General features: G+C 65.4%; 14 protein-coding genes, 1 tRNA gene and 1 other RNA gene. 11 read left to right on the top strand and 5 right to left on the bottom strand.

Annotated elements, in window-relative coordinates:
* The first annotated feature begins 574 nt into the window (after window positions 1-574).
* The 5 genes from AC1DIP_RS09075 (at window position 575) to AC1DIP_RS09055 (ending at window position 2,976) form a co-directional block, all read left to right on the top strand.
* Window positions 575-994, top strand: coding sequence for a DUF3052 domain-containing protein (locus tag AC1DIP_RS09075; RefSeq protein WP_141160169.1), 420 nt, complete (start codon window positions 575-577; stop codon window positions 992-994).
* Entirely contained in the window at window positions 991-1,485 is a 495-nt protein-coding gene (locus AC1DIP_RS09070) for a peroxiredoxin (RefSeq protein WP_477733528.1), read from the top strand. Before AC1DIP_RS09075 ends, AC1DIP_RS09070 begins: the two co-directional genes overlap by 4 nt.
* A gap of 6 nt (window positions 1,486-1,491) precedes the next feature.
* The gene (locus AC1DIP_RS09065) at window positions 1,492-2,412 is read left to right on the top strand and encodes an NAD-dependent protein deacetylase (RefSeq protein ID WP_477733527.1); all 921 of its coding nucleotides are present in this window, start codon (window positions 1,492-1,494) and stop codon (window positions 2,410-2,412) included.
* Window positions 2,413-2,509: 97 nt separating this feature from the next.
* Window positions 2,510-2,585: transfer RNA gene (locus AC1DIP_RS09060), tRNA-Val, on the top strand.
* A gap of 100 nt (window positions 2,586-2,685) precedes the next feature.
* Window positions 2,686-2,976, top strand: a complete 291-nt coding sequence (locus tag AC1DIP_RS09055) for a hypothetical protein (RefSeq protein WP_476211544.1) — start codon at window positions 2,686-2,688, stop codon at window positions 2,974-2,976.
* A 156-nt stretch (window positions 2,977-3,132) separates the two neighbouring features.
* Here AC1DIP_RS09055 and AC1DIP_RS09050 read toward each other — a convergent pair whose 3' ends face one another.
* Window positions 3,133-3,858: an FCD domain-containing protein gene (locus AC1DIP_RS09050; RefSeq protein WP_476211543.1), complete on the bottom strand. Its 726-nt coding sequence runs from the start codon at window positions 3,856-3,858 to the stop codon at window positions 3,133-3,135.
* 198 nt (window positions 3,859-4,056) lie between these two features.
* Between AC1DIP_RS09050 and gndA the strand changes: the two genes are divergently transcribed.
* On the top strand, window positions 4,057-5,493 hold the full coding sequence (gene gndA / locus AC1DIP_RS09045) for an NADP-dependent phosphogluconate dehydrogenase (protein WP_175317561.1): 1,437 nt from the start codon (window positions 4,057-4,059) through the stop codon (window positions 5,491-5,493).
* A gap of 137 nt (window positions 5,494-5,630) precedes the next feature.
* Window positions 5,631-6,464: an oxidoreductase gene (locus tag AC1DIP_RS09040; RefSeq protein WP_476211542.1), complete on the top strand. Its 834-nt coding sequence runs from the start codon at window positions 5,631-5,633 to the stop codon at window positions 6,462-6,464.
* Between the two features lie 31 nt (window positions 6,465-6,495).
* On the opposite strand, the gene epsC is transcribed toward AC1DIP_RS09040, so the two are convergent.
* The 3 genes from epsC to msrA all read right to left on the bottom strand — a co-directional run bounded on the left by epsC (window position 6,496) and on the right by msrA (window position 8,645).
* Window positions 6,496-7,080, bottom strand: a complete 585-nt coding sequence (epsC, locus tag AC1DIP_RS09035; protein WP_387564935.1) for a serine O-acetyltransferase EpsC — start codon at window positions 7,078-7,080, stop codon at window positions 6,496-6,498.
* Window positions 7,081-7,119: 39 nt separating this feature from the next.
* Window positions 7,120-8,055, bottom strand: coding sequence for a cysteine synthase A (gene cysK, locus AC1DIP_RS09030; RefSeq protein ID WP_476211541.1), 936 nt, complete (start codon window positions 8,053-8,055; stop codon window positions 7,120-7,122).
* A 65-nt stretch (window positions 8,056-8,120) separates the two neighbouring features.
* On the bottom strand, window positions 8,121-8,645 hold the full coding sequence (gene msrA / locus AC1DIP_RS09025; protein ID WP_476211540.1) for a peptide-methionine (S)-S-oxide reductase MsrA: 525 nt from the start codon (window positions 8,643-8,645) through the stop codon (window positions 8,121-8,123).
* 98 nt (window positions 8,646-8,743) lie between these two features.
* On the opposite strand from msrA, the gene AC1DIP_RS09020 reads away from it, so the two are divergent.
* Window positions 8,744-9,667, top strand: a complete 924-nt coding sequence (locus AC1DIP_RS09020; protein ID WP_476211539.1) for a Nif3-like dinuclear metal center hexameric protein — start codon at window positions 8,744-8,746, stop codon at window positions 9,665-9,667.
* A gap of 60 nt (window positions 9,668-9,727) precedes the next feature.
* Window positions 9,728-10,465, top strand: a complete 738-nt coding sequence (locus AC1DIP_RS09015) for a CT398-like coiled coil hairpin domain-containing protein (protein WP_476211538.1) — start codon at window positions 9,728-9,730, stop codon at window positions 10,463-10,465.
* Window positions 10,466-10,492: 27 nt separating this feature from the next.
* Here the strand turns inward: AC1DIP_RS09015 and AC1DIP_RS09010 are convergent, their stop codons facing one another.
* A complete protein-coding gene (locus AC1DIP_RS09010) occupies window positions 10,493-11,257 on the bottom strand; it encodes a YaaA family protein (RefSeq protein WP_477733526.1) in 765 nt (254 codons plus the stop codon).
* A 57-nt stretch (window positions 11,258-11,314) separates the two neighbouring features.
* Here AC1DIP_RS09010 and rnpB point away from each other — a divergent pair.
* Both rnpB and AC1DIP_RS09000 read left to right on the top strand, forming a co-directional pair.
* An RNA gene (rnpB, locus tag AC1DIP_RS09005) (RNase P RNA component class A) lies at window positions 11,315-11,702 on the top strand.
* 44 nt (window positions 11,703-11,746) lie between these two features.
* Window positions 11,747-12,280 carry a TspO/MBR family protein gene (locus AC1DIP_RS09000; protein ID WP_477733525.1) on the top strand — a complete coding sequence of 178 codons (534 nt, stop codon included), beginning with the start codon at window positions 11,747-11,749 and terminating at the stop codon, window positions 12,278-12,280.
* Window positions 12,281-12,523: the final 243 nt, after the last annotated feature.

Here is a 12,523-nt window from a genome sequence, read left to right as displayed (position 1 = left end):
GCATGATGTATTGGGCACGCTCGGTGCCCTGTTCCCTGATCAACGCATCCAGGGACTCAACCCACTCGGCAGTCTCTTCCGGATCACGATCAGGCAGCTGGTTAGTCAACCCGCTGAGGATATGGGAGGTCTCTTCTCCTGCAGCCACGTCCAACCTCTCTTTGCGCGCATGAATCGGCGCACTCAGGCCAGGCAGGATGACTGCCCGGCGTACATACGCCGTGTGCGACGTATCGGTTACAACAGCCCGGTCATGTGTGCCGGGCAGCTTCCTAGCGCTCCTATGTCTGCCCGGAGTCACAAGGTAGTCGTCCCGCAGGCATAGTTGTCACCAGCCACTCTAGCCCTGACACGAACACGATGCGTAGCCGCGGCCCGGTGCTGCAGTTGTATTTCGTTCGTCATACTGGTTGTGTGACGAAAAGCCCCTGCGACGGGGATGGCGCGGCCGGATGTGACGCAGAATATGCGCAGTCCCGGGGGCGGCAGCTTGAAGCGCAGGCACAAAGGGTGTTGGCTTGGGAGTAATGGAAATCACTATGCACACCGCATATATGAGGTATTGGAGGAACACGTGAGCGAGGCCGACGCCGCCACTTCGGTAAATGTGGCGGAAAAATTGGGTTTCAAAAACGGGGATCTGATTCAGGAGTTCGGTTACGACGACGACGTCGATTTCGACTTGCGTGACGATATTGAGGACCTCACCGGTTCCGAGATGCTCGACGAGGACGACCACGAGGTGGCGGACGCCGTTATCCTCTGGTGGCGCGACGGCGACGGAGACCTGGTGGACAGCCTGATGGATTCCCTCACCACCCTGAGCGAAAACGGCGTTGTCTGGGTTCTTACCCCCAAGTCAGGCCGGGACGGCTACGTTTCGCCGGCGGAGATCCAGGAAGCTGCCCCCACGGCCGGCCTCCACGTCACCACCTCCGCCGGAGTCTCAAAAGACTGGAGCGCCGTCCGCCTGGTCAGCAGGAAGAACAAGTGACGGCAGCGGTCCAGGCCGTCAACGCAGCGGTACCGTCGCTGGGCGCCGCGGCTCCCGACTTCGAGCTGGCCAACCAATACGGTGAGCCGGTAAAGCTGTCCTCTTTTCGGGGGCAGAACGTTGCCGTGGTCTTCTACCCCTTTGCCTTCTCCGGTATCTGCACCGGTGAGCTGTGCGAAATACGGGACAACCTGGGCATGTTCGAGGATTCGAACACTGTTGTCCTGGGTGTGTCCGTAGACAGCAAGTTCAGCCTCCGCGCCTACGCGGCGCAGGAGGGCTACAGTTTCGATCTCCTGGCCGATTTCTGGCCGCACGGGGCCGTGGCCAGCGCCTATGGTGTGTTCGACGCCGCCAGCGGCATGGCACAAAGGGCCACCTTCATCATCGACGGCGACGGCAGGATCCGCTACAGCGTGGTGAACCCCCGCGGCCAGGCCAGGGACTTTAGCGAATACCGCTCCGCCCTCGCGGACCTGAAGCGGGACTAGGAAGCCATGGCCGGGCAGCGGCGGGGGACGGGACTCACCGGGTTCGCCAGCATGCCGCCGGTGGCCCCGGCCCCGCCGTCGGGAAATGACCTCGACGTCCTGGCCCGCATCCGCGACCTCCTCGCCGGCGCCCCCTTCGCCCTGCTGACGGGCGCCGGACTGAGCACCGATTCCGGCATACCGGATTACCGCGGCCCGGAGTCGCCGCCGCGTTCGCCCATGACCTACCAGGAGTTCGTCCGGGACCCAGCCAACCGGCAACGGTACTGGGCCAGGAACCATATCGGCTGGTCCCACATGCGGCACGCCGACCCAAACCAGGGCCACTACTCCGCCGCTGAGCTGGAACGCCGGGGCTACCTCACCGGCCTGATCACCCAGAACGTCGACCGTCTGCATCAGGACGCCGGCAGTGCCAACGTCGTCGACCTCCACGGCAGGTATGACCAGGTGGTCTGCCTGGACTGCGGGCGCACGTACTCCCGGCGCCTGCTGGCTGGTGTCTTCGAGGAACTGAACCCGGGCTTCCTGGAACGGGCAGCGGCCGGCGGCCTGGTGGAAATGGCGCCGGACGCGGACGCCACCGTAGAGGACCAGGCGCTGATCAACAGCTTTGTGGTGGCAGTTTGTCCCGCCTGCGGGGGCACCCTGAAGCCGGACTTCGTCTACTTCGGGGAAAACGTGCCCAAGGATCGGGTGGAACGCTCCTACGCCATGGTGGACCAGGCCGCAGCCTTGCTGGTGGCCGGCTCATCGCTGACAGTCATGAGCGGCCTGCGGTTCGTCAGGCACGCTGCCAAGGAATCCAAGCCCGTGGTCATCATCAACCGGGGCGCCACCCGCGGCGATGACAAGGCGACCATCAAGCTTGAAGCCGGGGTGAGCCAGGCGCTGGATTACCTCGCCGCCGAACTCCCGCCCCTGTAGGCCGTCCATTTCTTCCATGGATTCGCGTTTCCGGTCCCCGGTCGGGTAGAGTCTATGTTCGTTGGTTACGGCGGAACGGCCGGAAACAGCGCAATTCGGGTCTTTAGCTCAGCTGGTAGAGCGCCACGTTTACACCGTGGATGTCATCGGTTCGATCCCGGTAGGACCCACCAAGGAAAACCCCGTTGCCCCGCCTGATGGCGGAGGCTGCGGGGTTTTTTGCTGTCCCTCCCGCCCGGCGTGATTGTCGGTGCCTTGCCATAGCTTGCAGGAATGGAACACGTCATAGTGCATACGGACAGCGACGGGATGCCCACTGCGGTGCTGAGCCGGGGGAGAGAATGGGCAGTAGGCGCCGAGCCGGTGAGATGGTTTGAGCGCATCAACTGGTGGGAAACAAGCCGGAGGATGCCAAAGGGCGCCGGGGGAGTGGATGTCGAAGTCCTGCAGGTCCAGGTCCGGCTGGGGCACAATGACAGGTCGGCACTGACCACCATGTATCTCCAGCGGGATGGGCTGGGCGGTGGCTGGCGGCTGAGGGAGCCGGTGGCCGGGGCAGCCTAGGGGGCGGAGCCCAGTCCCCGGGCATTGGAAAACCCTCCACCGCGACTATTGGGGGATGCCGCGGTGGAGGGCCTGCGATGAATATACCGTGAACTTCCGGAAACAAAAAGTCATGCGTCGTCATATTTCCGGAGCTTCGCGGCTGCCGGCCCGTGCTTACTGCCGGACGGGGATAAACACCCGTGGCTGTTCGGTCCAGGTATCGGCCATCTGCGACATGGTGCGCCGCATGATCCGGTCTGACGCATCACGAGCTGATGCGGCGTCACCCCGGGCGATCGCTTCCGCAACATCCTCATGCCATTGCAGGGCTGCCTGGTGCGGGTGGTCGGGCATCAGGCCGTGGACCGTACGGCCTGTCAGGGTTTCTGCCACCTGGCCCATGAGGTTGGCGAACATCTCGTTACCGGAGCCTGAGAGCAGCAGTGAATGGAAGCGGATGTCCAGCTCGAGGAACCGCGCCACCTCGCCGTTGTTGCCGGCTTCGCGCATGGCGCGGGCAACGTCCACGAGTTCCATCCGCAGGGCCGCCGGAGCATTTTGCGCTGCCAACTCAGCAGCGGCAGGCTCCACGGCCGCACGCAGCTCAGCCAGTGAGCGCAGCTGGGCGCCGCGTGCGTCGCTGGCCAGGCGCCACCGGATGACCTGCGGATCGAAGGGATTCCAGCGGCTGGACGGCATTACCCGGATCCCCACCCTCTTGGTGGTCTCCACCAGGCCCAGGGACTGCAGGACCCGCACAGCTTCCCGGATCACGGACCGGGACACCTTCAGTTCATCCTCCAGCTGCTCCGCGAGCATGACATGGCCTGCGGGGAGTTCCCCCGAGACGATCCGGGTGCCCAGATTCTCGATGGCACGGTGGTGGAGGCTGCTGGTCATGCTGTAAGCCTAGTTGTTGGCAACCATCTGGCCGGCAGTGCACCCGGACTGCCACCGACACAATCGGTCCCGCTTCGTGGCTGCCACTTTCGCACCACTCCAAGAATATATATGCTTTATTCCGACCCCCTGATCTGCCCCGGTGACTTCCGCCTGCGGAAGCCGGCCGCCGAGGCGAACAATGAATTGGAGTTATTGATGTCTGCACACATCGGTGTCACCGGCCTCGCCGTCATGGGCGCCAACCTCGCACGCAACCTGGCCCGCAACGGGTTCACGGTTGCGCTGCACAACAGGTCCGTGGAGAAAACGGACGCGCTGCTGGAGAAGCACGGCTCGGAAGGTGACTTCATCCGGACCGAAACCCTGCAGGAACTGGTTGACTCCCTGGAGAAGCCGCGCCGGGTGCTCATCATGGTCAAGGCCGGCAAGCCCGTGGACTCGGTCATTGAACAGCTGGAGCCGCTGCTGGAGCCGGGCGACATCATCATCGACGCCGGCAACTCTCACTATGAGGACACGCGCCGCCGTGAAGCGGCCCTGGCCAAGAAGGACCTGCACTTCGTGGGCGTCGGCGTGTCCGGCGGCGAGGAGGGCGCGCTGAACGGCCCGTCCATCATGCCCGGCGGTTCCAAGGAGTCCTACAAGGCCCTTGGCCCGCTGCTGGAGAAGATCTCCGCAAAGGTCGACGGCGAGCCCTGCTGTGCCTGGATCGGCACCGACGGCGCGGGCCACTTCGTCAAGATGGTCCACAACGGCATCGAATACGCCGACATGCAGGTCATCGGCGAGGCCTTCGACTTGCTCCGCTCCGGTGCAGGCATCGAGCCGGCCGAGCAGGCAAAGATCTTTTCCGAGTGGAACAAGGGTGATCTTTCGTCGTTCCTGATCGAGATCTCCGCCGAGGTCCTGGGCCACGTTGACGCCAAGACCGGCAAGCCGTTCGTCGACGTCGTCGTTGACGCTGCCGGCCAGAAGGGCACCGGCCGCTGGACGGTCATCTCCGCCCTGGAACTGGGCTCACCGGTCTCGGGCATCGCCGAGTCCGTTTTTGCCCGCGCACTCTCCTCCCAGGCCGCACAGCGCAAGCTTGGCCAGGAACTGCTGGCCGGTAACGAGGCCACGGTGGAAATCCCCGAGACGTTCGTCGAGGACGTCCGCCAGGCGCTCTACGCCTCCAAGCTGGTCTCCTACGCCCAGGGACTGGACATGCTCACCTCCGCAGCCAAGGAATACGGCTGGGACCTGAAGCTTGACGAGATCGCCTCCCTGTGGCGCGCAGGCTGCATCATCCGCGCCGAGCTCCTCAAGGACATCACCAAGGCCTACGCCGCGGACGAAAAGCCGGCCAACCTGCTCTTCGCTCCGGCGTTCACCAAGGCCATCGCAGACGCCCTGCCCGCCTGGCGCCGCGTTGTTGCCACCGCCGTACAGCTCGGTATCCCCGTGCCGGTGTTCTCGTCCTCGCTGGCGTACTACGACGGACTGCGCCGCAAGCGCGTGGCCGCCGCCCTGATCCAGGGCCAGCGCGACCTGTTCGGCGCCCACACCTACGGCCGCGTCGACACCGAAGGGACCTTCCACACCCTCTGGGGCGAGGACAAGTCCGAGGTTGAAGCGGTGGACACGCACTAGTCCACGCACCGTTTCCGGCCCAGCGGCCGGCGCTACCCGATACTCTGGGGGCGCCGGCCGCTGGTGTTTCCGGCCGGACCGTCCGTCGATCCGCGCTGACTGTTCGTCCCGCCGCACCGTCCCAAGGAGTCCCGCCCATGAGCCAGCCCGTCGTTTTTGTCACCGGTGCGTCCACGGGAATCGGCTTTGAAGCCGCAAGGAAGCTCGCGGCCCACGGGTTCGCGGTTTACGCCGGGGCCCGCCGGGTGGAGAAAATGGAGCCGCTCAAGGCTGACGGCGTCCGGATCCTGCCGCTGGATGTGACCGACGAGGCCTCAATGCGTGCGGCCGTGGGGGAGGTCCTCGCAGCCCACGGCACGATCGACGTGCTGGTCAACAACGCCGGGTACGGGTCCTATGGGTCGCTGGAGGAAGTGGAACTGGCCGAAGGCCGGCGGCAGTTTGAGGTCAATCTTTTCGGGCTGGCCCGGATGACGCAGCTCGTGCTCCCGGCAATGCGCGCCGCCGGAAGGGGCCGGATCATCAATATCTCATCGATCGGCGGAAAGATGTACGAGCCGCTGGGTGCCTGGTACCACGCCACGAAGTTCGCTGTGGAGGGCCTCAGCGATTCGCTCCGGGTGGAGCTCAAGCCCCACGGAATCGACGTGTCCATTATCGAACCGGGCGGTACACAGTCTGAATGGGGCGCCATCTCCGCCGAGGGCCTGTTGGCCAATTCGGGCTCGGGACCCTATGCGGCGCAGGCCAAGGTCGTGGCAGCCGCGCTGGCTTCCACCGACGGTTCGGCAATGTCCTCGCATCCAGAAGTTATCGCGGAGGCGATCGTCCATGCCGCCACTTCGCCGCGGCCCAGGACCCGGTATCCGGTGGGCAAGGGCGCGCGGGCCATCCTGCTGCTGCGCCGGCTGCTCCCGGACCGTGCCTTCGATGCCGTTCTCTGGGCCATCTACAGGCGTTTCCCCGGGTAGCAGCGCAGCAGGCAGGCCCGAACTGCGTCCGCTAGATCCGGTACTCGATGTCGTATTCGGCCGGGTCCACCGCGGGCTTGGTTTCCCGCTGCGCATCCCGGTGCCGCCATTTGGCGGGAACTCCGGTGATGATCGACTCCGGCGGGGCGTCCTTGACCACGACGGCGTTGGCACCGACGGCGCTGTCCCGTCCGATGGTGATGGGCCCCAGGATCTTGGCGCCGGCGCCGATGGTCACGCGGTCGCCGATGGTGGGGTGCCGCTTGATCCGGGCCAGGGAGCGCCCGCCAAGGGTCACACCGTGGTAGATCATCACGTCCTCGCCGATCTCTGCAGTCTCACCGATCACCACGCCCATGCCGTGGTCGATGAAGAAGCGGCGGCCGATCGTGGCGCCCGGGTGGATCTCGATACCGGTCCAGGACCTGCCCAGCTGCGACAGGAGGCGGGCCGGGAAGCGCAGTTCCGGGTTCTGCCACATGCGGTGCGTCAGCCGGTGGATCCAGATGGCATGGAGGCCGGAATAGGCGAAAAAGTTCTCAAAAGAACCTCGAGCCGCCGGGTCGTGGGACCGGGCGGCGTCGAGGTCTTCCTTCAGTCTTGCGAAAAAGCCCACAAAGTTCTTTCTACAGGAAACGGGCGGACAGCGGACTGATCAGCCGCGGATGTCGTCATAGAGCACGGTGGAGATGTAACGCTCACCGAAGTCGCACACTACGGCAACAATCAGCTTGCCCGCGTTTTCCGGCCGCTTGGCCAGCTCCAGGGCGGCCCAGACAATCGCGCCGGAGGAGATGCCGCCGAGGATGCCTTCCTTGATGCCCAGATCGCGGGCTACCCGGACCGAATCCTCAAGGGTGGCGTCGATGACCTCGTCGTAGATGTTGGTGTCGAGCAGTTCGGGGATGAAGTTGGCGCCCAGGCCCTGGATCTTGTGGGGGCCGGGGGCACCGCCGTTCAGGATGGGGGAGTCCTTGGGTTCCACGGCGACGATCTGGACGCCGGGCTTGCGCTCCTTCAGTACCTGTCCGACGCCGGTGATGGTTCCACCGGTGCCGATGCCCGCCACAAAGATGTCCACCGCGCCGTCAGTGTCGGCCCAGACCTCCTCGGCGGTGGTCCTGCGGTGCACCTCCGGGTTGGCCTCGTTGGCGAACTGCTGCGCCCAGATGGAGTTCTCGGTGTTGGCAACGATTTCCTGGGCCTTTTCCACGGCGCCGCGCATGCCCTCCGAACCGGGGGTCAGTACAATCTCGGCTCCGAATGCGCGCAGCATGACCCGGCGCTCCGTGGACATGGTCTCTGGCATGGTGAGGATGACCTTGTACCCGCGGGCAGCACCAACCATGGCCAGGGCGATGCCCGTGTTGCCGGAAGTACCTTCGACGATGGTGCCGCCGGGCTTCAGGGCACCGGACTTTTCCGCGGCGTCGATGATGGCCACACCGATGCGGTCTTTGACGCTGTTGGCCGGGTTGTAGAACTCCAGCTTTACGGCAACGGTGGCGTCCAGTCCCTCGCTGAGCCGGTTCAACCGAACCAGCGGGGTCCCGCCGACCAGCTGCGTTACATCGTCATAGATCCGTGCCATGTACATACGCCTATCTCTAAGGGGTGGATACTGAGGTCAGCCTAACGAGGCCGCGTAACGGTGGGCTAAGCGTTAAGCCATGCAGAGTAATATTTCCGGGCCTTGGCCAGCTTAGGGTTGATGATCACCTGGCAGTAACCCTGCTCTGGGTGCTTGGCGTAGTAATTCTGGTGGAATTCCTCCGCCACATGGAACCGCGGCAGCCGGCTGACCTCCGTGACAATGGGATGCGGCCATAATGCCTGGTTGCGGTCGATCGCCTCTTCGAAGAGGATCTTCTCCTCTGTGGTCTCGTAGAACATCGAGGAACGGTACTGGGTGCCGACGTCGTATCCCTGGCGGTTCAGCGTGGTGGGATCATGCAGGGCGAAGAACATGTCCAGGACCACCTCCGCGGGGATGATGTCTTCATCGAAGGTCACGGCCACAACTTCGGCGTGGCCGGTGGTCCCACTGCAGACAGAGTAGTAATCCGGGTGCGGATCGTGGCCGCCGGTGTAGCCGGACACCACGGAGGTGACGCCCTTGGTCCTCTGGTAGACGGCGTCCAGGCACCAGAAGCACCCTCCGCCCAGAACAAAAGTTTTCATGACCTCTTCAATGGTTGACGGCGCCGGAAGATTCCCGGCACCCCGGCCGGGTGCCGCAAACTGCGGCGCCGCGATGCCAATGGGGTAAAACTAAGACTATGGAACCTGTGGACACCGACGTTACCGGCCAGGCAGATCACGACGGCGACGCCTCTTCCGACACGCCGGCTGCGGCCGGTTCCGCGGACGCCCCCACATTGGCCGAACTGCTCCTTGCGGTTGAGGAACTGTGGCCGGAATCCCTGGCGGAGAACTGGGACGAGGTGGGGCTCGTGGCAGGCCACCCGTCCGCCCCGGTCACGAAGGTGATGTTCGCCGTCGATCCCACCCTGGAAGTCATTGAGGAAGCGGTTGAGTGGGGCGCGGAACTGCTCATCACCCACCACCCCCTGCTGTTGAAGGGCGTCACGTCCGTGGCCGCCACGTCGGCAAAAGGCAGGGCAGTCCACCGTCTTATCGAGTCGGGAACGGCACTGCTGACCGTGCACACCAACGGGGACTCCGCCGTCGGTGGTGTCTCCGACGTCCTGGCCGATGCCCTGGGTCTCCAGGACGTCGCCCCCCTGACCGTGGCGGCCAACGGGCTTCCGGAGGAGGGCATTGGGCGGGTGGGGGACCTCGCGGACGCCATGAGCCTGGGCGACTTCGCGGCCCGGGTCTTCGGAATCCTGCCCTCAGTGGCTGGCGGCGTGCGTGTTTCCGGCGACAAGGACGGGCTGGTCCGGCGCATCGCGGTCTGCGGTGGTGCCGGGGATTCGCTGTTCAACGAGGTACGTGCCAGCAACGCAGACGTCTACGTCACCGCTGACCTCCGCCACCACCCGGCGTCGGAAGCGCGGGAGGCCGCCGCCAACGGACGGCCGTACCTGGTGGACGTGTCGCACTTTGCGAGCGAATGGCTCTGGCTGCCTGCCGCGGCCGCGGCCCTGGGCAACGTCCTGGCCGACCAAGGCCATGACGTGGAGATCCTGGTCAGTACCACCAACAGCGATCCGTGGGACTTCATCCTCACTCCCGGCTAGAGTCTAGGAAGCGCCGGTTCGGTGCCCGGCCCAGGCCGGAAGGATCTAGCGGAGGTAAACGTGGCCAAGGCAGCACCGGCGGAACAGTTGAAGTTGCTCGAACTGCAGGGCCTTGACGCCAGGTTGAAGGGCCTCACCAACCGCCGCCGCACGCTCGAAAACGATCCCCGCATCAAGGACCTCGAGGCCGCCCTGTCCGTCGCCAACGGTGAACTGGGCGCGGCCAAGGTGGCCGTCCACGACGCCGAGGCTGCGCTGAAGCGGGCCGAGGCCGACGTCGAACAGGTTGCCTCCCGGATCCAGCGTGATGAAGCACGGCTCAACAGCGGCACCGGCCTGTCCAAGGACCTGGTGGCTCTGCAAAAGGACATTGCGTCGCTGAACAAGCGGCGCTCCGACCTTGAAGACGTGGAGCTGGAAGTCATGGAGCGGCTGGACTCGGTGCGGGAACGGCAGGCGGCGCAGCAGCAGATCGTCGATGACATCCAGGGGTCCTTTGGAACCATCAGGGCCGAACTCGATGCGGCCCTCGCCGACGTGGAAACCGAAGCGGCGGGGCTTCGTGCCCAGCGCGGCGACTTTGCCCAGGGCCTGGACGCGGGCCTGCTGGCAGTTTACGAAAAAACGCTCGCGAAGCGCGGGGTGGGTGCCGCGCGGCTCTTCCACGGCACCTCGGAAGCCTCTGGCATGAAGCTCAGCCCGGGCGACCTCGCCGAGATCAAGGCAGCTGCTGCCGACGACATCGTTTTCTGCCCCGACTCCGGGGCCATCCTGGTCCGTTCGGACGAGTGGTCCTAAACAGCCCACAGGCATCCTGCCGGGCCGTCAGCCCGGCAGGATGATGTTCAGGGCGTGCGGCTTGCGGGCGGTGCCCGGCACCAGCTCGGCCTCCCACCGTTCGCGGGCTGCCTTCAGAAGGTCCGACGGCGCCCCAGGGGCCTTTCCACGGCGCACCAGCAGGTGCCGCGCCAGTTCACCGCGGGTGTGCTTGGCGAAGTGGCTCACCACTTTCCGGACTCCTCCAGTCTCGGTGAAGACGTTGACCGTGACGGTCTGCTCCGCCGGCGGGGCCCACGCCGCCGCATAGGTGCTGGACCGGCAATCCACCAGTAAGTGTCCCCGGGCTGCGGCGCCCAGGGTATCGCCAAGCTGTGCCTTCCAGAACGGAGCCAGCCGCCCGACGTCGGGCAGGGCAGTTCCCATGGACAGCCGGTAGGCGGGAACGCTGTCGCCAAAGCGCAGGGCCCCCCACAGCGCCGAGATCACCAGGACGGACTCATCGGCCTTGCGGCGCTGCACCGGCGTCAGGGTGCGGTAGCCCAGGGCGTCGTACAGGACACCCGAGTAGATGCTGTGGGCAGGGGCCGCCGGCTCGGCGTGCAGCCGGGTATTGCGCTCGACGTCGTCCCGCAGCGATGCCCCTACGCCCAGCAGGGCGAGGGCATCCTGGTGTGCGCTGACGGTGCCAAGGGCCTCGAGGATCTTGGCGCGGTACGGGTTGAGCTCCGGGAAGCCCAGGGCGGTCCAGTCGACGGCGGGACCGCGGAGCGCGGGCGTCTTGCCTTCGGAAGGGGGAAGCAGAATCAGCACCGTCCGATCCTACCGGCGACAAAAGCGGCCGGTAGCGCCGGTACACTGGGAGCCGGATGGGACAGCCAGACGGCCGCGCGCCACGCAAGTGGCTCGAGGAACGTCCGGGCTCCGCAGGGCAGGGTGGTGGGTAACGCCCACTCGGGGTAACCCGCAGGCCAGTGCCACAGAAAACAGACCGCCTGCATTTCCGGCTCCGGCCGGGAAGGGCAGGTAAGGGTGAAACGGTGGTGTAAGAGACCACCAGCTTCCCGGGTGACCGGGAAGGCTAGGTAAACCCCACCCGGAGCAAGGCCAGACAGGACACGTTCGAGGGCTGCCCGCCCGAGTGTCCGGGTAGGCCGCTGGAGGGTGCCGGCAACGGTACTCGTAGATGGATGGCCGTCGCTCCCTCGCCGGCAACGGCAGGGGAGAACAGAACCCGGCGTATCGGCTGTCCCATCCATAAACCGCGTTTGACCACGGGCAATGCGTCGGGGATCCTGAACCGTGCCCGTAAATCCTGAAACTCGTCCCGCACCGGCAGCGGGCATTCCCGGCATCCGTTCCCAGGGCCTGGCGCTCGCCGGATTCCTGGCCCTCTCGGCGCTGGCCTGGCTGCTCTCCTCAGTCCCGATCATCCTCAACTCGGGCGGGTGGTACGCAGGCTCCGCGAAGGCGCCGTGGATGCCGCCGTCGTGGATGTTCCGCAGCACGTGGATGCTGCTGTACGCAGGCGTGGCCACCGCGGCGTGGCTGGTCTGGCGCAAAGGCTGCCTCGCCGGCGGCACCCGCTCCGGATACGTAGTCCAGTTGCTGCTCAACGCCGCCTGGCCCGTGACTTTCTTTGCCCTGTACCCCATGCTCGGGGCCGTGGCACTGTGGGCGGCCTTCGCAGTCATCTGTGCCCTGACCGCAACCCTCGCGTTCCTGATCCTGAGGTTCGGCCCGGTGGACGCCACCGCCGGCGGCCTGGTGCTGCCGTACTTCTCCTGGATGGTCTACTGCGCCAGCCTGAACCTGTACTCCGCCATCCACAACTGAGGCGCCCGTCACGGCGTCTTTCCCGGACCGGCCGCCATGTGAGTGATTTCACGCAGCCCGAGCGTGTTCCCTGGACTGTGCCAAATTAGAATGGATCCCGGACGCAGGAGTTCTACCGCCGAAAGTTGCGTCCGCAACCGGCGGTTTTTCTTTGCACGCGATCCAGGTGCCTGGGGGCCATCCCTGCAGGTGCCGGTGCCCCTGGACATCATCAGGTGGCCTACATCCGTGTACGAAGACGTA

It is taken from the genome of Pseudarthrobacter sp. 05T312, from assembly GCF_056396685.1.
The sequence above is the reverse complement of the archived record's forward strand: the minus strand, read 5'-3'. Positions and strand labels throughout refer to the sequence as shown.

What these genes read in the sequence shown, in the direction of transcription:
- AC1DIP_RS09065 (WP_477733527.1), top strand. Translation starts at nt 1,492, where the DNA reads ATGGCCGGGCAGCGGCGGGGGACGGGACTCACCGGGTTCGCCAGCATG.
- AC1DIP_RS09055 (WP_476211544.1), top strand. Translation starts at nt 2,686, where the DNA reads ATGGAACACGTCATAGTGCATACGGACAGCGACGGGATGCCCACTGCG.
- AC1DIP_RS09050 (WP_476211543.1), bottom strand. Translation starts at nt 3,858, where the DNA reads ATGACCAGCAGCCTCCACCACCGTGCCATCGAGAATCTGGGCACCCGG.
- gndA (WP_175317561.1), top strand. Translation starts at nt 4,057, where the DNA reads ATGTCTGCACACATCGGTGTCACCGGCCTCGCCGTCATGGGCGCCAAC.
- AC1DIP_RS09040 (WP_476211542.1), top strand. Translation starts at nt 5,631, where the DNA reads ATGAGCCAGCCCGTCGTTTTTGTCACCGGTGCGTCCACGGGAATCGGC.
- cysK (WP_476211541.1), bottom strand. Translation starts at nt 8,055, where the DNA reads ATGGCACGGATCTATGACGATGTAACGCAGCTGGTCGGCGGGACCCCG.
- msrA (WP_476211540.1), bottom strand. Translation starts at nt 8,645, where the DNA reads ATGAAAACTTTTGTTCTGGGCGGAGGGTGCTTCTGGTGCCTGGACGCC.
- AC1DIP_RS09020 (WP_476211539.1), top strand. Translation starts at nt 8,744, where the DNA reads ATGGAACCTGTGGACACCGACGTTACCGGCCAGGCAGATCACGACGGC.